Origin of the sequence: Rhodanobacter thiooxydans, from assembly GCF_030291135.1 — a bacterium.
Taxonomy (GTDB): Bacteria; Pseudomonadota; Gammaproteobacteria; order Xanthomonadales; family Rhodanobacteraceae; genus Rhodanobacter; species Rhodanobacter thiooxydans_A.
Window position 1 is genome coordinate 2,665,769 of record NZ_CP127409.1, and the last position, 20,641, is coordinate 2,686,409.

Below are 20,641 nucleotides of genomic sequence, written 5' to 3' on the forward strand. Positions count from 1 at the left end.
CGGATGAATGCTGCGTCGACTTGAGTGTCCGCCGCGCAACGCCGATCATAGCCGGATGAACAACCCCGCAAGCGGCAACGCCGCACTCGCCGCGCGCGACCTGCGCCACGTCTGGCATCCCTGCACGCAGATGCACGACCACGAAAGCATACCGATGGTGCCGATCGTGCGCGGCGAGGGCGCCTGGCTGATCGATGCCGACGGCAGGCGTTACCTGGACGGCATCAGTTCGTGGTGGACCAACCTGTTCGGCCACGCCAACCCGCGCCTCGCCGCCGCGCTGGCCGAGCAGGCGCACACGCTGGAGCACGTGATCTTCGCCGGCTTCACCCATGAACCGGCCATCAAGCTGGCCGAAGAGCTGGTGCGCATCACCCCGCCCGGACTCGACCGCGTGTTCTACGCCGACAACGGCTCGGCGGCGATCGAGGTGGCGCTGAAGATGAGCTTCCACTACTGGCTCAACCAGGGTCACGGCGAGAAGACCCGCTTCATCGCGCTGACCGGCAGCTACCACGGCGAGACGCTGGGCGCGCTGTCGGTGAGCGACGTGGCGCTGTATCGCAAGACCTATGCGCCGCTGCTGCTGACCCCGTTCCTGGCGCCGTCACCGGACGCGTACGAAGGCGAGCCCGGCGAGTCGGCCGAACAGACGGCCAAACGCCGCCTCGGCGAACTGCGCACGCTGCTGGAACGCCACGCGCACGAGACCTGCGCGGTGATCGTCGAACCGTTGGTGCAGTGTGCCGGCGGCATGCGCATGTACCACCCAAGCTACCTCGCCGGCCTGCGCGCGCTGTGCGACGAGTTCGCGGTGCACTTCATCGCCGACGAGATCGCGGTGGGCTTCGGCCGCACCGGCACGCTGTTCGCCTGCGAGCAAGCCGGCGTGACGCCGGATTTCATGTGCCTGTCGAAGGGGCTCACCGGCGGCACCCTGCCGCTGTCGGCGGTACTCACCCGCGAGCAGATCTACCAGGCGTTCTACGCCGAGTACAACGCCGGCAAGGCGTTCCTGCACTCGCACAGCTACACCGGCAATCCGCTGGCCTGCCGGGTGGCGCTGGAGACGCTGGCGATCTTCCGCGACGAGCCGGTACTGGAACGCAACCGCCAGTTGGCCGCCCACCTGGCCCGCCGGCTGGAACCGCTGCGCGCGCACCCACACGTCGCCGACGTGCGCCAGACCGGCATGATCGCGGCGGTCGAACTGGTCGCCGACAAGCCGAGCCGGCGGCCATATCCAGCGGCGGAACGGCGCGGCCTGCGCGTCTACCTGCATGGCCTGCAGCACGGCGTGCTGCTGCGTCCGCTGGGCAACGTGGTGTATTTCATGCCGCCCTACGTGGTCGACGCGTCGGACCTCGACCTGCTGGTCGACACCGCCATCGCCGGGATCGAGCGCGCCGTCGCGGACTGAACCCGCGAATTGTTCAGTGCCCGTGGACGGTGATGCGGGGGTCGAGTTTCTGCAGCGCCCGGCCCAGTTCGGGCTCGCCCGTGCGCTGCAGGTCCTGCTGGCTGTAGCTGCGCCCGTTCACCGGCAGGCAGTGCCCTTTCCTGGCCGGGATATGGCTGCCGGTTTCGCGGATGCAGTTGTGATCGTCCAGCCGGGCGGCCTGTTGCTGGCTCGATGATGCGGCGGAGGGCGGCGAACTCGGCGAATCCTGTGCCAGCAGCGTGGTGCCTGCGCCGCAGCCTGCCAGCAGCATGGCGGAAACGAAAACGAACCTGGACATGGAACCTCCGGCTCGCGGGTGCAGATGCGGCGAGCGCGCATGGGGAGTGCGATCCATGCTGATACGACGCGGCAACAGGAGCAAGCGGCGGCGCCCAGCCGTCTCGCATCCGTTCATCCGCAGGGCACCGCAGATGTGAGCCGCGCTATGCTGGGCGGCCGCCCAGACCCAGTCCGCTCCGATGCGCACGATCCGTATCCACGTCGACCAGCCGCTCGCCGTCTCCGCCGCGCTGAACCTGCCGGCGCAGGCCGCCGAACACGTGGCGCGCGTGCTGCGCATGAATCCCGGCGACCCGCTCACCCTGTTCAACGGCGACGGCCACGACTACGCCGCGGTCATCGTCGCGGTGGGCAAGCGTGAGGTGGCCGTGCGGGTCGAGTCGGAGCAGGCTTTGCGGAACGAGTCGCCACTGTCGCTGACCCTGGCCCAGGGCGTGGCGCGCGGCGAGAAGATGGACCTGATCGTGCAGAAGGCGACCGAGCTGGGCGTGGCGCGCATCGTGCCGCTGCTGACCGAACGCTCCGAAGTGAAGCTGGACGCCGCCCGCGCGGAAAAGCGACTGGCACACTGGCGTGCGGTAGTGGCCAGCGCCTGCGAGCAGAGCGGCCGCGCGCGCCTGCCCGAGATCGTCCCGGCGCTGCCGCTGGCGGCATGGCTGGCCGGCCTGGCCGATGACGGCGCGCTGCGCCTGGCGCTGCTGCCGGAAGGCGGTCGCTCGTCGCGCGACCTGCGCTTCACGGCGGCCGGAGGCCTGCTGCTGGTCGGCCCGGAAGGCGGCCTGGGCGAACGCGACGTCAGCGCGCTCACCGCCGCCGGTTTCGCGGGCCTGCGGCTGGGGCCGCGCATCCTGCGCACCGAAACGGCAGGGCTGGCCGCACTGGCGGCGTTGCAGGCGCTGCACGGCGACGGCTAGCAAGCCTGGCGGTCGCTCGCCGGCCCGCTTCAGTCGTCCGAACCCGACGACTCCATGGACTCCGCCGGCTCGGCGGCGTCGAGCAGGTCCAGCAAGGTGGTCTCGATCCATTCCAGGTCGGGGATCATCGCCACGTCGTCGCGCACCAGCACGTGCGCGCGCACGCCCGGCGGCAGCGGCTTGCCGTCGTGGGTGGGGATGATCAGCTCCGCGTTCAGCGTGGTCAGGCGTGGGAAGCCCTGGGTCAGCACGGCGATGAACGGCAGTTTCGGATTGCCGCCGAGCGCCTTCAGCACCGCCACGCGCACGCTCAGCTCGGCATCACCCTCCTCGGTGCCGGCCAGTGCGGTGAACGACACCAGCGGCACGCGCCAGCCGCGCCAGGCGATCCGGCCAAGCAGCCAGGCGGGTGCGCCGGCCACCGGCTCGGGCGCGCTCTGGGTGACCACTTCGGCGATGGTAGCGTTGGGCAGCAACAGGCGCAGGTTGCCCACCGGCACCAGGACGCAGCGGATTTCACGCGGCAGCGGATCACTCATGGAAACACCTCAAGCAGGTGCGCCGCCAGTTCGGACGGCGTACCGGAGAAACTGACCAGTCGCTCGGCGAAGATTCCACTGACCATGTCGGCGAAATGCTCCCCGGACGACGACTCTACCCAGACCTGCCCGCCGCGATCATGGATCGCCTGCGCACCGGCGACGGCATCGTTGCCGCGCCCGGCGAACACGATCGCCAGCGCGTCGCGGCCGAATGCATTCGCCGCCATGGTCAGGCTGGCGTCGATCGACGGCTCCGGCGCGGCCTCCGCGCCGTTCGCCCGCAGCTCGATGCCGCCGTCGCGATGCAACTGGACCTGCTGCCCGGCCGGCACCAGCAGCACCTCGCCAGGCCTGGCGCGGCCAGCCTTGGCCAGTCGCACCGGCAACGCGCAGTTCGCGGAAAATTCCGCCACCAGCGATGCATCCGACTGCCCACCCAGGTGCTGGGTGAGCAGGAAGGTATGCCGCGCCGTCGTCGGCAGCGTCGCCAGGAACGTGCATACCGCGTCGATGCCATCGCTTGCGGCGCCCAGCAACACCACCCGGCTCAACGCGCCGCCGAGATCGTCGAGCATCATTGTCTGCTCGGACCCATGCTCGTGTACGTACGCCTGCGGCGCGATGGCTTCCTCCATCGACACCAGCTCCAGGCTCATCCGCGGCTCGAGGTCGGCGGCGACCGTCTCGACGTCCGGAGCGAGGAAATCAGCGGCGCTCAATTTCTCGATCCCGAACACCACGGCCTCAAGCTTTTCGGGCACTTCCGGCGCGGCCGGCTGGGCCTCTTCGTCCACCAGCGTCCAGCCCTCGGGCGCACGCACGGGCGATACGCCGCTGGCCGCCACCGGGGTGGGTACCGTGCTGACCGCGGCGTCGGTCAGCGACGACAATTGCAGATGGTCCAGCTGGAACGCCGCCGGCGTCACGCCCGACAACGCCGGAGCGGGTGCGGCCGGCGATGTCGCTGCCGGATCCGCCACCGGCGCGCCGAAGTTCCCGTCGTGCAACGGCGGCGGCTCCTCGTCATCGACGAAGCGCAGGCCCGGACCGGAATGCGCGTCGTCATCGGCCGGCAGTTCGTCGGAGGCCAGCAGGGCTTCCAGTTCCGCCGCCAGGCTTTCCGATTCCGCCGCCGCGACCTGACCATGCTGCTCAGCGGGGTCGTCGTGCATCGGGAAATCGGACTCCTGCGGATCGAAATCCGTCGGCGCCTCGGCAGGTTCGGCCAGCAGCTCCGTCGCCCCGGCCATCACTGGCGCCAGCACCGGTGCGGCCCCGGCTGCCACCATCGACGGCGGCGCAGCCGCCGGCGCCTCGACGCCGGGGGCGTCACTGGGTCGCGGCGGATCGAGGTCACCCTCTGCCATTACCTTGACCGCCAGGTGACGCGCCCAGCGCGCGCGATCCCAGCCGGCCAGCGCGCGGCTGGCCTGTGCGTCATTGAAGACCACGCGCGGGCGGTCGCCGTCGATCACCTCGTAGAGGCGGTCGAGCGCGTCGTCGGCGCTGTCGTCCAGGTTGACCACCAGCACGTCGGCAGCCACCTGCTGCAGCAATGCGCGGCTGAAGCCGGCCACCCCGCCTTCGTGCACGATCCGCGCGCCACGCTCGCACAGTGCCTCACGCAACTGGCTACCCAGCTCGGTGTCGTCGAACAGCAGGGCAACCGCAGGAACCGTGTCAGTCATGAACCGGCTCCGCCGCCACCGCACGCTGCTCCAGCACCTCCCCGATCTGCACCAGCAACTCGGCCTCCTGGTACGGCTTGCCGAGGTAGCGGTCGACGCCGATGTCGAACGCGCGCTGGCGGTGCTTGTCGCCACTGCGCGAGGTGATCATGATGATCGGCACGTCGCGCAGTCGCGGGTCGGCCTTCATGTGGGTCGCCAGCTCGTAGCCGTCCATGCGCGGCATCTCGATGTCCAGCAGCATCAGGTCCGGCACGCGCTCGTGCAGCTTCTCCAGCGCGTCGACGCCGTCCTTCGCCGTGCTGACCTCGTACTCGTGGCGTTCCAGCACGCGGCTGGTGACCTTGCGCATGGTGATCGAGTCGTCCACCACCATCACCAGCGGCTTGGCCTGCACTTCCTCGATCACCGGCGCCTGCACCGCGCTGAGGCCTTCGGCCAGGCGCTGCTCGCGGCGGATGATGCCGTGACGCACCAGCGGCGCCAGATCCAGAATGATCAGCACCGAGCCGTCGCCCATGATGGTCGCGCCGAGCAGGCCCGGCACCGAGCTGATCTGCGGGCCGACCGACTTCACCACGATCTCGCGCGAACCGAGCACCGCGTCGATGCGGATCGCCGCGCGCAGGTCGCCCGCGCGGGTCAGCAGCAGCGGCTGTTGCTCGTCCTCGGCCGGCAGGCCCGGCGGCAGGCCCAGCAGTTCCGCCAGGTCATGGATGCCATACGCCTCGTTGCCGTACTGGAACGACGGCTCGTCTGCGGCCATCCATGCGGTGAGGTCGTCAGGATTGACCCGCGCCACACCCTGCACCGAGGTCATCGGGATCGCGAACGTGGCCTCGCCGATGCGCACCAGGATGGCCTGGGTCACCGCGAGGGTGAACGGCAGGCGCAGGATGAAGGTGGTACCCCTGCCTTCCTCGGATTCGATCGACAGCGAACCACCGAGTTGCTTGATCTCGTTCGCCACCACGTCCATGCCGACGCCGCGGCCGGCCAGCTGGGTGACCTGGCTGGCGGTGGAGAAGCCGGTTTGGGTGATCAGCGACAGCAACTGGTTGTCGGTCGGCCGGGTTTCGGCGCGCAGCAGCCCGCGTTCGATGCCGCGCTTGCGGATCGCCTCGCGGTTCAGGCCGCGGCCGTCGTCGCTGACCCGGATGACCACCTCGGTGGCCTCACGTGCGACCGTGATGTTCACCACGCCCTCGGCCGGCTTGCCGGTCTTGCGGCGCTCGGCCGGGGTCTCGATGCCGTGCGCGATCGCATTGCGCAGCATGTGCTCGAACGGCGCCTTGATGCGGTCGAGCAGGTTGCGGTCCATTTCGCCGTGGGCGCCGTCCACGTGGAGCTGGGCGTGCTTGCCCTGCTCCTGGGCGGCCTGGCGCAGGGTGCGGCGCAGGTTCGGCACCATCGTGTCGAACGGCAGCATGCGCGTGCGCAGCAGGCCGTCCTGCAGCTCGGTACTGACCCGCGACTGCTGGATCAGCAGCGTCTCGGCCTGGCGGGTCAGCTCGTCCAGCATGTTCTGGATCGACACCAGATCGGATACCGACTCGGCCAGCGCACGCGAGTACTGCTGCAGCTGCGAGTAGCGATCGAGCTCGAGCGGATCGAACGCGGCCAGGCCCGCCTCGCGATGTTCGCGCTGGAAGCGCGCGATGATCTGCGCCTCGGTCTCGATCTCCAGCATGCGCAGCTGGCTGCGCAGACGCGCGACGGTCTGTTCCAGCTCGACCAGGTTGAAACGGTAGCCGGCGACTTGTTGTTCCAGCCGCGAACGGTAGATCGCCACTTCGCCGGCATGGCTCACCAGGCTGTCGAGCAGGTCGGCGCGAACGCGGATCTGCTCCTGCGAGGAACGTACTTCCTCCTCCGCCTCCGGCATGAGTTCGGGCAGGTCGAGATCGCCCGCCGCGGAAACCGTCGGCGACGATGCGGCCGGCATCGGCGCGGGCGCCGACACCGCAGCCGGCACCATGTCGTCGACCAGGGCCGTCTCGCCCGCCAGCGACAGCAGGTGGTCGATCATCACCCGCGGGTAATCCACCGACTGGCCCTGCGCCACCTGCTGCACCAGGGCGTGCAGCTGGTCGAAGCCGGCCTCCAGCGCGGCGATCAGCGGCCCGGTTTTCGACGTATCGCGGATCGGCTTCTCGAGCAGGGTCTCGATCGCATGGCTGAGATCGCCCACCGACATCAGGCCGGCGATGCGCGCACCGCCCTTCAGCGTATGCAGGTCGCGCTGCAGTTCCGGCACGTGCGCCAGCTCGGCAGGTTCGGCGTGCCACTGCGCCAGCACGCCATCGGCGTGGTCGAGGAGCTCGCGCGCCTCGTCGATGAAGACTTCCAGCAGGTCGGCATCGATCTGGCCAGAGCCGGCCAGGGCATAGGTGGGTTCCGGCGCTGCGGCATCGGCCGCCTCTTCCGTCACGCGGCTCGCCGCCGCCTGTGCCGCCGCGGCCTGTTCGGCCGCCAGTTTCTCTGCCGCCGCCTGTGCCGCCGCGGCCTGCTCGGCCGCCAGTTTCTCTGCCGCCGCCTGCGCCGCCGCGGCCTGCTCGGCCGCCAGCTTCTCTGCTGCCGCCTGTGCCGCCGCGGCCTGCTCGGCCGCCAGCTTCTCTGCTGCCGCCTGTGCTGCCGCGGCCTGCTCGGCCGCCAGTTGCTCTGCCGCCGCTTGTGCCGCCGCGGCCTGCTCGGCAACGGCTTGCTCGGGTTCAAAGGCACCCAGTGCCGCCATCAGCTCGGCGGTCAGCTCGGCGTGGTGCGCGTCGTCCGGGTGGATTTCCTGTGCCTCGCCGGCGTCGACCGGAACATGGGCGGATGCCGTTCCCCCTTGTGCCGCCGCGGCCTCGGCCATGCCGGCCTCGAGCGAGGCAGCCATGGTCGCGTGATCGGCGTCGACAGGATTCGCCGTACCGAAGGTCTCCACCGGCTCGGCCTCGTCGGCTTGCGGCTCGAATACGACGTGCGCCACCTTCGATTCGGGATAGAAGTCGCGCATGCCGGTGATCTGCGCAGTGAGCACGTCGACATTGGGCATCTGCGGCGCGGCCGCGTCGAACTGGCCCATCACGTGATCGACCACGTCGACCGACTGGCCGAGCAGGTGCACGCCCTCCGGCGACAGCGGCAGGTTGGCGGCGCGCAGGCGCTTGAACAGGCCTTCCAGCGGCGACAGCAGTTGCGTCAGCAACGGGATGTCGACCATCGCGATCGCGCCATGCAACGTGTGCACGGCACGCAGCAGCTCTTCACCGATCGGCAATTCGTCGTCGCAGCGCTGGATCGCGGCGCGAATGGTCTGCAGGTACTGCGCCACTTCGCTGCGCAGGATCTCCAGCAGCACCGGATCCACCGGCGGCATCACCGGCATCGCCATGGCGTGTTCGGACTCGACCGGCTCCGGCTTGGTGGACGTGGCGTTTGCCTCCGTCAGGCTGGCCGTGGGTACAGCCCCTGCCGCCGCCGTGTCGGGGCGCGGCACGCGCCGGCGCACGATGCGACGCACCGTTTCCATGGCCTGGGGTGCGTGATCCTCCACGCGCGCCTGGTTACCGGCCGCCAGCTGCTCGGCGACATGCATGATCGCGCTGAGCGGCGCGCTTGGCGCACCTTCGCCCTTGAGCGCGGCCAGCAGCTGCGGCAACGCGTCGATCGCATGCCGCACCAGCGCCTGCACGTCGGCGCCTGGCTCGATGGTGTTGTCCAGCACGCGGTTGAGCATGTCCTCCACTTTCCACGCGAACTCGCCCAGCACGCCGGCACCGACCAGTCGGCCGGAGCCCTTCAACGTGTGGAACGAGCGGCGGATGCCGACCAGCGGCGAAGTCTGCGCGGGGTCGACCAGCCAGGTCTTCTCGGCGCCGCGCAGGTTGTCGATTTCCTCCTGCATCTCCTCCAGGAAGATCTCGCGGATATCGTCGTCGATGCCCTCGGCGTGAATGTTGAAACTGGTATTCGCCGCCAGCGCGTCGCGCACCGGCACCTGCTCGTCCACCTCTTCCTCGATCTCGATCCAGTCGCCCGGCTCGTCGGACCCGGAGTGACCCGGCGCGGTGGTTTCGGTCTGCGCCAGGTGCAGGCCGTCCAGGTCATGGGCGGATGCAGCTGGCGTCTGGCTGTCGCCGACGAAGAGTCGCCCCAGGTCGTCGCCCTGCAGCAGGCTGACGGACTCGGACAGCTCCGGATGTTCCTCGCCCGCGTCCGCGTATTCGGCAAGTGCTGCCGTTTCGGGCACGAAGGCCGCCGGGGACGCCACGCGCGCCGACGGCAGCGGCCAGTAGCCGAGCAGGCTGAGGCTGTGCTCGGCCACGTCGAGAATGTGCTCCAGACCGCCGCGATGCTCGCGCGCGGCCTCCAGGTAATACTCCAGCGCCGCCAGCGCATCAGCCAGCTGGTCCATCTGCGCGCCACTCGGCACGCGCCGGTCTTCCAGCAGTTCGTTGCCGATGAAGCGGCCCACACCCTGGGCCAGCTCGGCCGGGCGCGGCGACGACAGCATGTGCATGGCACCGGCGACTTCATCCATCAGCGCCGGTGCACCGGCCAGGCGGTTGTGCTCCCAGCCGGATTCGACGAACGCAACGATCGCGTCCTTGACCTTGCCGGTGTTGGCGATCGCCTCCTGCATCAGCGTGGTGACCACGCCCAGCGCCTCGCTGCGCGGCAGGCTGGGCATGGCGTCGTTCGGGGCCGCTTCGTCTTCGGAACCGAGGCTTTCGATGTGGTCGTCCAGCGACGCTTCGACGTACAGCAGTGCGCCGGCCACGTCGAGCAGGGCTTCCTCGTCGGCCGCACGCATGCGGTTGGCGATCTCGTCGAGCACCCGGCGCTGTTCGGTGACCACCCGACGCGGCACCGCCAGCGCCAGCATGCCGAGCGTGTCGCCCACGCGCTCGAGCACTTCACCCTGTGCGGCCAGTTGTGCGGGGTCGCCGTTCTGCTGGCGCAGGAACAGGTCCAGCGCTTCCTTGACGCGCAGCAGGTCGTCCTTCAGCGCGCGCGACACCGAGTCGAGCAGCGCGCGGTTGTGCCCGGCCATCGAACCCCGGGCGTGTTCCAGTTCGCCGGCATCGGGCAGCAGGCCGTCCAGCGCGTAGGTGCTGCGCAACAGCTCCATCTGCGGGCTGCGCTGCTTGGCCTGCGCCACGATGTAGAGCAGCTTGCAGGCCACGTCGTCCGCTTCGCCGCCGCGCAGGCTGTCCTCGCCCTGCTCGATCAGCAGGCGGATGTTGCGGTCTACCTTGCCGATCAGCTGGCGCACTTCGCCGGCGCTGCCCTTGAGGAAGCCTTGCTCCAGGCCTTCCAGCACGCCGGCGGCGATCCACCACAGACGCCGGCCATGCACATGGTGGCAACGCGCGGTGATCGCCAGCAGGGTCTTGCGCATGTTGACCAGTTGCTGCGCGGCATTCTGCCCGCGGAACCAGCCGAGCAACTGCTGCTGGAAGCGCAGGCGCAGGTCCACCAGTTCGCCGCGGTGCGCTTCGGCATAGGCCTCGCTCATCGCCGCGGGCGCCTGCTCCGGCAGGAACGCATCGAGATTCGGGTGGAACATCGCCGATTCGGGCAGCGGCTCCTGCTCGCGGCTCGCGCGCAGGTCGTTGAGCAGCGGCAGCAGCACCACCGGTACGTCGCGATGGCCACTGGACAGACGTTCCAGGTAGTCAGGCAGCTGCATCAGGCCGCGCATCAGCGCGGCATAGGCTTCCTCGCGGTAGGTGACGCGATCCTCGAGCAGGGCGATGGCGAGCGCCTCCATCTCCGCCGTCACCATCGCCGCGCCGTACAACTCGACCATCCGCAGGGTGCCTTGCACCTGGTGCAGGTGATCTGCGCAGGTGCGCATGTAGTCGCGCTTGCCCGGGTTGTCGACGTACGACTCCAGCGCCTCGCGGGCGATCGACAACGTGTCGTCGAGTTCCGGCTTGACCCACTGCAGCGTGGTGAAATCGATGTGGTCTTGAAGTCTCATGCGCCTCTCTCAACGGTTGCACAACGCAAGCATCCTGCAACCAGCGAGACTGCCCCCTGTCTTGTGCTTTGCTCAATCGGACCGGCAACCGGCCCGGCCGATGTCAACCCGGCAGCTTGAAGTGCGCCACCGAGCGCCGCAGGTCGCTCGCCAGCTGCGCCAGCGTACCGATCGAGTCGGCCGTCTGGCTCGCACCCTGCGAGGTCTGCGAAGTGATCTCCTGAATTGCGTTCATGGACACCGAGATATCGGTCGCCGCCGCGGACTGCTGACGCGCCGCGGTGGAGATGCTCTGAATCAGCGATGACAAATCGTGCGAGACGCGTTCGATGTCGCCCAGCGCGCTGCCGGCGTCCTCCGCCTTGCGTGCGCCGGCCACCACCTCGGCGGTGGTCTGCTCCATCGAGTTCACCGCTTCGTTGGTATCGGACTGAATCGTCTGCACCAGCGTCTCGATGCGCTTGGTCGCGCTGGTCGAGCGTTCGGCCAGTCGCTGCACTTCGTCCGCCACCACCGCGAAGCCCCGGCCCGCCTCGCCGGCCGAGGCCGCCTGAATCGCCGCGTTCAAGGCCAGGATGTTGGTCTGCTCGGCAATGTCGTTGATCAGTTCCACGATCGAGCCGATCTCCTGCGAGGATTCGCCCAGGCGCTTGATGCGCTTGGAGGTTTCCTGGATCTGGTCGCGGATGGAGTCCATGCCGGAGATCGTCTCGCGCACCACTTCGGCACCATGCGAGGCGATCTTCACCGAGCGCTCGGCCACGTCGGCCGACTCGGCGGAGTTCTTCGACACGTCGTCCATCGAGCTGGCGATCTGATTGATCGCCGAGGTCGCGGTGCTGATCTGCTGCGCCTGCTGCTCGGCCGCGTTGGCCAGGTGGCGGGCGGTGGTCTGGGTTTCCTGCGCCGAGGACGACACCTGCTCGGAAGTCTCGTTGATGGTGGTCACCAGGGATCGCAGCTCGTCGATGGCGTAGTTCACCGAGTCAGCGATCGCGCCGGTGATGTCCTCCGACACCGTGGTCTTCACAGTCAGGTCGCCTTCCGCGAGCGAGCCCATTTCGTCCAGCAGACGCATGATCGCCTCCTGGTTGCGCTGGTTCAGCTCGGTACTCTGGGCGAACCGGCGGCGCTGGTCGCGCACCAGGGTGATGACCAGCAGCAGCGCGAACGCCACCGCGGCGATCGCACCAAGCAGGCCCCACCACACGTTCGGGAACAGCCGGCGCAGCGGCAGTTTGCCGATCTGCTCGGACAGGTCGTTCGCACGCAGCAGCACGGTCTGCGAATCCAGCGAGGCCTGGTTGCCCGCGCGCTTCACGTCGGCGATGTTGCCGGCGGCGGCGACCAGCTTGGCCACCGGGTCGGCCAGCTGGGCCCAGCTGGCGTCCATCTCGGTAAGGATCTTGCGCGCATTGGCGTCATTGATCGGCTTCACGCCGCTGTCGGGGTTGCCCTCGATCAGGCCCTTCAGCACGCTGCCGTACAACTGCGCGTCGCGGGACAGGCCGTCAGCCGCCGACTGGGCACTGTCGCCGCCCTGCAGCACTTCCTGCACGCGGCGGATGATGCGGTCGGCGGACAGCATCTGGCGGGACGTGCCCAGCATCTGCTCGGAACTGCCGTTGCGCTGCTGCAGGATGTTGACCACCTGCTCCATGCTCGAGTTGAGCAGCGGCATCTGCTGCGACAGGGTGCCGGCGCGCTGCCCGGAGTCGAGCACCACCGCCTTGTTGGAGAGGATCTTGCCGATATCGGCGTCGAGCTGCTTCCAGGAGGCATCCAGCGCGCTCACGGCACGGCCGGCGGGCGTGGCGTTGTTGTCCGAGTACGGCTGCATGCCGCCCTTGGGGTCGCCCTTGTTCAGCCGCTGCACGGCGGAGTCGATCGCATTGCGAGTGGACTCGAGCTCCTTGAAGGAGTCGGTATTGCCGTCCGACGATTCCAGCGCGAACTTCGCCGTCTGCTGCGACAGCACCTGGATCTGCGTGGTCAGCGCGATCGCCTGGCGGTCCTCGCCGTTCTTCTGGTTGAGCAGGAAGAAATCCAGCGCCGCGAAACCGATCGCAATCAGCAGCAGGACAATAAGTGCGGTGTAACCGCGTTCCCTGCTGACGCCCCCTGTAGTGCTCATGTTCACCTCATCCGTCTAACTGATTACGCTGATTACGCCGCCAGTCCCGCGCGGTGGGTACCGGCCAGGGAATGCTTGTCCCGAGTTTCCGGCCCACGCGGGCGCCGGCCCTTCATGTCACTGTGTCCCGCTCCGACGTCAGGCTGCGGCCTGCCGGAAATCCGGTGCGCGCACCAGCCGGTTCATGCTGAAAATGGCCAACTGCTGCTCGCCGACCCGGCTGTCCACGAAACGGGCCAGTCGCGGATCGTCTTCGCGCCCTGCCTCGCGTCGCTGCTCTTCGTCCACCGTGCGCTGGCCGAACACCTCATCGACCAGCAGCGCCACGTTGCCGCCACCCTGGCGCACCACCAGCAGGCGGGCACGCTCGGTGTGCTGCGTGCGCTCGCCGAACAGGAAGCGGCCGAAATCGATCACCGGCACCAGGTTGCCGCGCACATTGGCCACGCCAAGCAGCCACGACTGGGTGCCCGGCACCGGCGTCAGCACCGGTACCGCCAGCAATTCATTGATCTCGTCGATGCCGCTGACCAGCAGGCGCGAACCAACCCGGAAACCGATCCCGCGCCACAGGCCGGGTGCCTCCAGCTTGTTCTGCGTATCCGACGCATGCGCCAGCGACAGCCGCTCGTAGCGGGCCAGGATCTCGAACGGAGTGCGGTTGACGGACTGGTTCATTTCTCGCTCGGCAACAATTCGTTGATGCACGCCAGCAGCTCTTTTTCGTTCACCGGCTTGGTGATGAACGCGCGGGCGCCCTGACGCAGCCCCCATACGCGGTCCGTCTCCATCGACTTGGTGGTGATCATCACGATCGGCACGTTCTGGGTCTTCGGGTCGCGCGTGAGCGTACGCGTGGCCTGGAAACCGTTCATGCCGGGCATGATCACGTCCATGATGACCAGGCCGGGCAGGTCGGCGCGCACGCGCTCAATGCCCTCCTCGGCCGTGCTGACGGCAACGACCTGGTGCCCGGCCCGTTCAAGCAGCGTGGTGAACACGCGCACGTCGGTCGGCGAGTCGTCGATGATAAGAATGGTGGCCACAGGTCCCCCTCAGAATCTGCAGTCAGTGGCTCGATACCGGACTGACATGGCGATGGATGGCACCAAGCAGCTCGTCCCGCGTGAATGGCTTGGTCAGATACTGCTCGGCACCCACGATGCGGCCACGCGCCTTGTCGAACAGGCCGTCCTTGGAGGACAGCATGATCACCGGCGTGGCGCGGAACTGCGGATTGTTCTTGATCAGCGCGCAGGTCTGATAGCCATCCAGCCGCGGCATCATGATGTCGACGAAGATGATCGCAGGCTTCTGGTCGGAGATCTTGGCGAGTGCCTCGAAGCCGTCGACGGCGGTCAGCACCTCGCACCCCTCTTTTTTCAGCAAGGTTTCCGCCGTGCGGCGGATGGTCTTCGAGTCGTCGATCACCATGACCTTGAGACCAGCCAAGTCATTAGCACTCATGTTCAAATTCACTTACTCCCCCTGCGGCCCGCCCCGAGCTCAGGATAGCCATCAAGACATGCAACAGCCATGCCGGATGGCGTGCATGCAAAAAATATCGAAAAAACCAGCTGCAACCGCTCTTAAAGACGGTGAATCCAATAGCTTTGCTGTTTACTGCCTGCCCGCCGAGACTGTCAAGCAATAATCACCACGCCACCTGCCGGTCGTACCGGGTGACCCATATTGGCACCATCTGGCCACTGACGACAGCGCAGGTGTGCCGGCTTTGTCGCAATTCGACAGCCCCGGCGACCGGCGCCTTAGTATATCGGCCTGACATAGCCGCCTTGCGACGCCCACCCGCCCTGCGGGCCAACCACTCACGGAGAACCACGATGACCCTTTCGGTCGGCGTGCTGATGGACCCCATCGGCGCGATCAAGATAGCCAAGGACACCAGTTTCGCGATGCTGCTGGAGGCCCGGCGCCGTGGCCACTCGCTGCACTACTTCGAGCAGGGCGACCTGGCGCTGCGCGATGGCGAGCCGTGGGCGCGGATCGCCCCGCTCGACGTGCGCGAGGACCCGCAGCGCTGGTACACGCTGGGCCCGGCGTCATGGCGCGACCTGCGCGAACTGGACGTGGTGCTGATGCGCAAGGACCCACCGGTCGACGCCCAGTTCATCTACGACACGATGGTGCTGGAAGCGGCCCAGCGCGGCGGCGTGGCGGTGGTCAACGACCCACGCTCGCTGCGCGACTGCAACGAGAAGCTATTCGCACTGCAATTCCCGCAATGCATCGCACCGACCCTGGTCTCGCGCGACGCGGGCGAACTGCGCCGGTTCACCGCCGAACATGGCGAAGTGGTGCTGAAGCCGCTGGACGGCATGGGCGGGCGCGGCATCTTCCGCGCCCGCACCGGTGACGGCAACCTCAACTCGATGCTGGAGACCCTGCTTGGCGGCGGCCCCCACGGCGAAGGGCGGCAGTTCACCATCGCGCAGAAATTCATTCCCGCGATCAGTGCCGGCGACAAGCGCATCCTGGTGATCGATGGCGAACCGGTGCCGTACGCGCTGGCGCGCATCCCGCAGGGCGACGAATTCCGCGGCAACCTGGCCGCCGGCGGTCGCGGCGTCGGCGTGCCGCTGTCCGAGCGCGACCGCTGGATCGTGAACCAGGTGGCACCCGAGCTGCGCCGGCGCGGCCTGCTGTTCGTCGGACTGGACGTGATCGGCGACTACCTGACCGAGATCAACGTCACATCCCCGACCTGCGTGCGTGAACTGGACGCCCAGTTCGGGCTTAACATTGCCGGCCAGCTGTTCGACGTCATCGAGCAGCACGTCACCGGAAACCGCCGAGCGTGAGCGCCACTGCAACCGTCAACTCCCCACCCGATCCGATCGGCGCCACCCTGCTGTTCTCGCTGCTGCTGCACGGCGTGCTGCTGCTGGGCATCACCTTCCACTTCGTGAAACCCACGCCCAGCCTGCCCACGCTGGACGTGACCCTGGTCAACGTGGCCAACCAGCAGGCGCCGGACAAGGCGGACTTCCTGGCCCAGGCGAACAACACCGGCGGTGGCCGCAGCGACCGCGCCGCGCGGCCGTCGGAGCTGTTCTCCGGTGCGATCCCGAAACCCGACCCCGGCATCGCGGCGCAACCGGTCGAGGCCACCACGCCGCAACCGCGCGAGGCCACCCCGACCCGCATGGTCACCACCAGCGGCGCCACCGACTTCCGCGTGACCAGCGACACCGCGCAGACCGCGGTCGACCCGCAGGAATCGACCCCGACCGCCGCCGAGCTGAAGCGCCAGCAGGCGATCGCCCAGCTGGCCGCCGAATTGCGCAAGAAGAAGGTGGACTACGCCAAGCGGCCGAAGGTGAAGTACCTCACCGCCAGCACGCGGGAATACGCCTACGCCGCCTACATGCGCGGCTGGTCCGACCGGGTCGAGCGGGTCGGCAACCTCAACTACCCGGAGGAAGCGCGCAGCCGCGGCCTGCACGGCGACGTGCTGCTCACGGTGGTGCTCAACCTCGACGGCAGCATCAAGAGCATCGAGGTGATCCAGAGCTCCGGCCAGAAGGTGCTGGACGCCGCTGCCGAGCGCATCGTGCGCCTGGCCGCGCCGTTCCCGCCGGCGCCCCGGAGCGCGGAGCGCATCGACGAACTCAACATCACCCGCACCTGGCGCTTCCAGCCGGACAACGTGCTGCAGACCCGCTGAACGGGAACGCCGACTTTCTGCGCACGGCGCGCGCTGCGCTTACAATGCGCCCATGACCGCCGTGCAGCCCTCGACCCTCACCGGGCATTTCCTGATCGCCATGCCGAACCTGGCCGATCCGCCGTTCTCGCGCGGCGTGGCGCTGCTGTGCCAGCACGACGAGGACGGCGCGGTCGGCCTGCTGGTGAACCAGCTGTCCGAATACCGCCTGGGCGACGTGCTGGCGCAGATGAAACTGGAATGCATGGACAGCGAACTGGCCGATGCGCCGGTGCTGATCGGCGGCCCGGTACAGCAGGAGCGCGGCTTCGTGCTGCATCGCGAGCCCGGCGACTGGGACTCCAGTTACCGCATCAACACCGAATGGTCGGTCACCACCTCGCGCGACATCCTGGTCGCGATGGCCGCCGGCGAAGGCCCGCGCCAGGCGATCATGGTGCTCGGCTACGCCGGCTGGGACGCCGGCCAGCTGGAACAGGAACTGATGGCGAACGCGTGGCTCACCGCCGAGGCCTGCGGCCGGGTGGTGTTCGACACTCCGCTGGAGGAACGCTGGAGTGCCGCTGCCGGACTGGTCGGGGTCGACCCGCGCCAGTTGTCCGGCTACGCGGGTCACGCATGAGCTGTGTGTTCGGCTTCGACGTCGGCAGCCGGCTCACCGGCGTGGCGATCGGCAATACCTTCACCGCCAGCGCGCGCGCGCTGGCCACGCTGCCAGTACGCGGCGACGGCAATCCGGACTGGCCACGCCTCGACACGCTGCGCCAGGCATGGCAGCCCGGCACCCTGGTGGTCGGCCTGCCGCTGACCCTGGACGGTGCCGAGCAGCCCGCCAGCCGCCGCGCCCGCCAGTTCGCCGCCCAGTTGCAGCAGCGCTATGGCCTGCCGGTGGTGCTGGTCGATGAGCGGCACAGCTCGCAGGAAGCCGCACAGCGGTTCGCCGCCGCCCGCGCGGTGGGGCTCAAGCGCCGCCGCGATGCCGCCGACATCGACGCCGAAGCGGCGGCGGTCATCCTCGAGCGCTGGCTCGCCGGCGCCGACGCGCCAGCGGCCGACACGCCCGGCCACTGAACAGACCCTCCCCTTTCCACCTCCAGACCCGCCGCCATGAGCCCTCGCCTGCGCCACCTGACCTCCCTGGAAAACCTGCCGCGCGAGACGATCGAGCGCCTGCTCGATCGCGCCGAGTCGCTGCGCGACGCCTGCGCGCACGGCACCCGCAAGCTCGACGTGCTGGCCGGGCGCACCGTACTGAACCTGTTCTTCGAGCCGTCCACGCGCACCCGCACCTCGTTCGAGCTGGCCGCGCGGCGTCTTGGCGCCGACGTGATCAACTTCGACATCGGGCTGTCCTCCACCAGCAAGGGCGAGGAACTGTTCGACACCCTGCACACGCTGGAGGCGATGCACCTGGACGCGATCATCGTGCGCCACAAGCTTTCGGGCACGCCGGACGAACTGGTGCGCCACGCGATGAGCGGGGTCTCGGTGATCAACGCCGGCGACGGCAACCACGCGCACCCCACCCAGGGCCTGCTGGACGCGTTGACGATCCGCCAGCACCGGCCAGACTTCGAGAACCTCAAGGTGCTCATCTGCGGCGACATCAGGCACTCGCGGGTGGCCCGCTCGGACATCAACGCGTTCACCACGCTTGGGGTGAAGGACATCCGCCTGTGCGGACCGGCCGAACTGATGCCGCCGGCGGAGGAGATGCCGCAGTGCCGCCGCCACGACAACTTCGACCAGGCCATCGACGGCGTCGACGCAGTGATCATGCTGCGCCTGCAGAAGGAGCGCATGGCCAGCATCGAGCTGCCGGACGAAGCGGCGTACTTCGCCCATTACGGACTGGACCGGCGACGTCTGGCGCTGGCTGCCCCGGGCTGCCTGGTAATGCACCCCGGCCCGATCAACCGCGGCATCGAGATTGCCTCGGAGGTGGCCGACGGCGCCCAGTCGCGCATCCTCGAACAGGTCGGCAACGGCGTGTTCGTGCGCATGGCCGTGCTCAACGAAGTGCTGGCCCGCTGAGCCCCCTCCACGCCCGCCACCGGCCACGGCAGCGCCCCGGGGCAGCGGGCATAATGACCGGCGCACCATTCACCACACTGGGGATCAACATGCGATCGACGACGCGATACATCGCGCTGGGTTTCGCCGGCGTCATGCTGGCGGCCTGCGGGCACAAGGACAAGGATGCACCCCTGGCTTTCGTGCCGGCGGATACGCCGTACGTGGTGGCCAACCTCGACATCATGGACGACGCTACCCGCGCGGCCCTGCTCGCCCAGGCGGACGCGCAACTGCCGTCCCAACTGGCCCAGCTCGATGCCACCGCCGAACGGCTGACCAGGAAAGATCCCGACGGCGCCCGCCTGCTGCGTGCACTGCGCGCCGAGTTCGACGGCAAGACGATCGAGGCTTTCGCCCGCGGCGCCGGCCTGAACCTCAAGGGCTACTCCGCGTTCTATGGCCTGGGCCTGGCACCGGTGCTGCGCGTCGAGCTGAGCGACCCGGGCGCCTTCGAGGGCTTCGTCGGCCGGCTGGAAACCGCCTACGGCAAGAAGCTCGATGTCGCCAGCGTGGACAAGCTGGGTTATCGCAAGTACGCGTTCCCTGCCTCCGGCACCGAGGTAGTGCTGGCCACAGTCGGCAAGCAGGCCGTGGCCGCATTGCTGCCGGCCGATGCCTCGCCGGCGCTGCTGCGCCAGGCGCTGGGTCTGGAGCGGCCGCAGAAGAGCCTGCAGGACGATGGCCGTCTCGCCGCGCTGGCCAAGGCCAAGGGCTACCGGAAGTGGCTGGTCGGCGAGCTGGACTTGACCCGTGCGCTGCCGCTGGCGGTCAGCGGCAAGGACCCGCTGGTCGGCGCGATCCAGAAGGCCCACGCCGAGGCCATCGCGGCGAAGACCGGCGAGCCGGTCGCTACCCAGCTGCAAACCGCACCCAGCTGCAGTACCGATGCTGCCCGCATCGCCGCGCGCGTTCCGGCGGTGAGCTTCGGCTACACCCGACTGGACGCGAAACACCAGGACGTGCGTTTCGACGTGGCGCTGGCCGACGACATCAGCAAGGCGTTCGCCGGGCTCAAGGTCGAACTGCCCGGCCTGGGCAGCGCCGGCACCGCGCCGTTCGACCTGAGCCTGGCGCTGCCGGTCGGCAGCCTGCGCACATTCTGGTTGGCCCAGGCCGACGCAGTGGCCGCCAAACCGTTCAGCTGCCCCTCGCTGACCGACCTCAATGACGGCTTCGCCAAGCTCGGCCCGACCATGCAGAAGGCGGCGATCCCGCCGTTCGGCGACATGCTCGGCCTGCGCATCGCGCTGGATTCACTGGTGCCGGGCAAGGACGCCGGCCTGCCCACGTTCACCGGGCGCCTGGTGCTCGGCACCAGCAATCCCGAGGGCCTGCTCGCGATGGGCCAGATGATGGTGCCTGCGCTGGCCCAGCTGAAGCCCACCCACGACGGCAAGCCGTTGCCGCTGCCGAAGGACATGGCCGGCATGCTGGGACAACCGGCGTGGGTGGCCATGGGCGAGAAGGTGCTCGCCCTCGGCATCGGTGCCGGCGAAGACGCACGCCTGGGCGACACCCTGAAGGACCCGGTCGGCGACGCCGGACAGATGGGCCGCATGCACATCAGCGGCGCGATGTACCTGAGCTGGCTGCAGTTGATGGAACAGAAGATCGACAGCGTGGCCGCTGCCACGGCGGCGATCGGCAAGAGCGACGAGCCCTCGATCGACGACAGCAGCGACGAGGCCGCCGATGCCGCCGCCGAGCTGGCCCGTTCCAAGGCCCAGTTCGCCACGATGAAGTCCCAGGCCGAACGCATCGACAGCATCGACGCCGAAATGCACGTGGACAACGATGGCATGGTGATCACCAGCCAGACCGCGCTGAAGTAGGCCGCGGCGGTTGCAGCAGGCGACACGTGTGCAAAAAAGGCGCCGAATGGCGCCT

General features: G+C 68.6%; 16 protein-coding genes. 8 read left to right on the forward strand and 8 right to left on the reverse strand.

Translation table 11 applies throughout. The features are described from left to right. Positions 1-55 precede the first annotated feature (55 nt). Complete coding sequence (locus QQA13_RS12405; protein ID WP_108470848.1) at positions 56-1,420, forward strand: adenosylmethionine--8-amino-7-oxononanoate transaminase; 1,365 nt, start codon at positions 56-58, stop codon at positions 1,418-1,420. 13 nt (positions 1,421-1,433) lie between these two features. Here QQA13_RS12405 and QQA13_RS12410 read toward each other — a convergent pair whose 3' ends face one another. After that, entirely contained in the window at positions 1,434-1,739 is a 306-nt protein-coding gene (locus tag QQA13_RS12410; RefSeq protein WP_108470849.1) for a hypothetical protein, read from the reverse strand. 181 nt (positions 1,740-1,920) lie between these two features. On the opposite strand from QQA13_RS12410, the gene QQA13_RS12415 reads away from it, so the two are divergent. Then, the gene (locus QQA13_RS12415; RefSeq protein WP_108470850.1) at positions 1,921-2,655 is read left to right on the forward strand and encodes a 16S rRNA (uracil(1498)-N(3))-methyltransferase; all 735 of its coding nucleotides are present in this window, start codon (positions 1,921-1,923) and stop codon (positions 2,653-2,655) included. A gap of 29 nt (positions 2,656-2,684) precedes the next feature. On the opposite strand, the gene QQA13_RS12420 is transcribed toward QQA13_RS12415, so the two are convergent. The 7 genes from QQA13_RS12420 to pilG form a co-directional block, all read right to left on the reverse strand. Continuing rightward, positions 2,685-3,194, reverse strand: a complete 510-nt coding sequence (locus tag QQA13_RS12420) for a chemotaxis protein CheW (protein WP_108470851.1) — start codon at positions 3,192-3,194, stop codon at positions 2,685-2,687. Next, complete coding sequence (locus QQA13_RS12425) at positions 3,191-4,885, reverse strand: chemotaxis protein CheB (RefSeq protein WP_108470852.1); 1,695 nt, start codon at positions 4,883-4,885, stop codon at positions 3,191-3,193. Before QQA13_RS12425 ends, QQA13_RS12420 begins: the two co-directional genes overlap by 4 nt. After that, positions 4,878-10,856, reverse strand: a complete 5,979-nt coding sequence (locus QQA13_RS12430) for an Hpt domain-containing protein (protein WP_108470853.1) — start codon at positions 10,854-10,856, stop codon at positions 4,878-4,880. The genes QQA13_RS12425 and QQA13_RS12430 overlap by 8 nt, the downstream gene beginning before the upstream one ends. A gap of 103 nt (positions 10,857-10,959) precedes the next feature. Beyond that, positions 10,960-12,990: a methyl-accepting chemotaxis protein gene (locus tag QQA13_RS12435; RefSeq protein ID WP_108470854.1), complete on the reverse strand. Its 2,031-nt coding sequence runs from the start codon at positions 12,988-12,990 to the stop codon at positions 10,960-10,962. Between the two features lie 138 nt (positions 12,991-13,128). Next, the gene (locus tag QQA13_RS12440) at positions 13,129-13,668 is read right to left on the reverse strand and encodes a chemotaxis protein CheW (RefSeq protein ID WP_108470855.1); all 540 of its coding nucleotides are present in this window, start codon (positions 13,666-13,668) and stop codon (positions 13,129-13,131) included. Next, entirely contained in the window at positions 13,665-14,036 is a 372-nt protein-coding gene (locus tag QQA13_RS12445) for a response regulator (protein WP_108470856.1), read from the reverse strand. Before QQA13_RS12445 ends, QQA13_RS12440 begins: the two co-directional genes overlap by 4 nt. A gap of 22 nt (positions 14,037-14,058) precedes the next feature. Then, positions 14,059-14,457, reverse strand: a complete 399-nt coding sequence (gene pilG, locus QQA13_RS12450) for a twitching motility response regulator PilG (RefSeq protein ID WP_108470857.1) — start codon at positions 14,455-14,457, stop codon at positions 14,059-14,061. Between the two features lie 377 nt (positions 14,458-14,834). Here pilG and gshB point away from each other — a divergent pair, with 377 nt between their 5' ends. The 6 genes from gshB to QQA13_RS12480 all read left to right on the forward strand — a co-directional run bounded on the left by gshB (position 14,835) and on the right by QQA13_RS12480 (position 20,586). Further along, the gene (gshB, locus tag QQA13_RS12455; RefSeq protein WP_108470858.1) at positions 14,835-15,812 is read left to right on the forward strand and encodes a glutathione synthase; all 978 of its coding nucleotides are present in this window, start codon (positions 14,835-14,837) and stop codon (positions 15,810-15,812) included. Continuing rightward, the gene (locus tag QQA13_RS12460) at positions 15,809-16,678 is read left to right on the forward strand and encodes an energy transducer TonB (protein WP_108470859.1); all 870 of its coding nucleotides are present in this window, start codon (positions 15,809-15,811) and stop codon (positions 16,676-16,678) included. Before gshB ends, QQA13_RS12460 begins: the two co-directional genes overlap by 4 nt. 52 nt (positions 16,679-16,730) lie before the next feature. Continuing rightward, the gene (locus tag QQA13_RS12465) at positions 16,731-17,300 is read left to right on the forward strand and encodes a YqgE/AlgH family protein (RefSeq protein WP_108470860.1); all 570 of its coding nucleotides are present in this window, start codon (positions 16,731-16,733) and stop codon (positions 17,298-17,300) included. Beyond that, positions 17,297-17,749 (forward strand): Holliday junction resolvase RuvX, encoded by a 453-nt coding sequence (gene ruvX, locus QQA13_RS12470; RefSeq protein WP_108470861.1) that lies wholly within the window; start codon positions 17,297-17,299, stop codon positions 17,747-17,749. Before QQA13_RS12465 ends, ruvX begins: the two co-directional genes overlap by 4 nt. Before the next feature lie 36 nt (positions 17,750-17,785). Beyond that, the gene (locus QQA13_RS12475) at positions 17,786-18,712 is read left to right on the forward strand and encodes an aspartate carbamoyltransferase catalytic subunit (protein ID WP_108470862.1); all 927 of its coding nucleotides are present in this window, start codon (positions 17,786-17,788) and stop codon (positions 18,710-18,712) included. Between the two features lie 89 nt (positions 18,713-18,801). Continuing rightward, positions 18,802-20,586 carry a hypothetical protein gene (locus tag QQA13_RS12480; RefSeq protein WP_234411272.1) on the forward strand — a complete coding sequence of 595 codons (1,785 nt, stop codon included), beginning with the start codon at positions 18,802-18,804 and terminating at the stop codon, positions 20,584-20,586. The last annotated feature ends 55 nt before the right edge of the window (positions 20,587-20,641 follow it).

Coding starts and splice junctions, on each gene's coding strand:
- QQA13_RS12405 (WP_108470848.1), top strand. CDS start 56: ATGAACAACCCCGCAAGCGGCAACGCCGCACTCGCCGCGCGCGACCTG.
- QQA13_RS12435 (WP_108470854.1), bottom strand. CDS start 12,990: ATGAGCACTACAGGGGGCGTCAGCAGGGAACGCGGTTACACCGCACTT.
- QQA13_RS12425 (WP_108470852.1), bottom strand. CDS start 4,885: ATGACTGACACGGTTCCTGCGGTTGCCCTGCTGTTCGACGACACCGAG.
- QQA13_RS12430 (WP_108470853.1), bottom strand. CDS start 10,856: ATGAGACTTCAAGACCACATCGATTTCACCACGCTGCAGTGGGTCAAG.
- QQA13_RS12475 (WP_108470862.1), top strand. CDS start 17,786: ATGAGCCCTCGCCTGCGCCACCTGACCTCCCTGGAAAACCTGCCGCGC.
- QQA13_RS12420 (WP_108470851.1), bottom strand. CDS start 3,194: ATGAGTGATCCGCTGCCGCGTGAAATCCGCTGCGTCCTGGTGCCGGTG.
- pilG (WP_108470857.1), bottom strand. CDS start 14,457: ATGAGTGCTAATGACTTGGCTGGTCTCAAGGTCATGGTGATCGACGAC.
- QQA13_RS12410 (WP_108470849.1), bottom strand. CDS start 1,739: ATGTCCAGGTTCGTTTTCGTTTCCGCCATGCTGCTGGCAGGCTGCGGC.
- gshB (WP_108470858.1), top strand. CDS start 14,835: ATGACCCTTTCGGTCGGCGTGCTGATGGACCCCATCGGCGCGATCAAG.
- QQA13_RS12415 (WP_108470850.1), top strand. CDS start 1,921: ATGCGCACGATCCGTATCCACGTCGACCAGCCGCTCGCCGTCTCCGCC.
- QQA13_RS12480 (WP_234411272.1), top strand. CDS start 18,802: ATGCGATCGACGACGCGATACATCGCGCTGGGTTTCGCCGGCGTCATG.
- QQA13_RS12440 (WP_108470855.1), bottom strand. CDS start 13,668: ATGAACCAGTCCGTCAACCGCACTCCGTTCGAGATCCTGGCCCGCTAC.
- ruvX (WP_108470861.1), top strand. CDS start 17,297: ATGAGCTGTGTGTTCGGCTTCGACGTCGGCAGCCGGCTCACCGGCGTG.
- QQA13_RS12465 (WP_108470860.1), top strand. CDS start 16,731: ATGACCGCCGTGCAGCCCTCGACCCTCACCGGGCATTTCCTGATCGCC.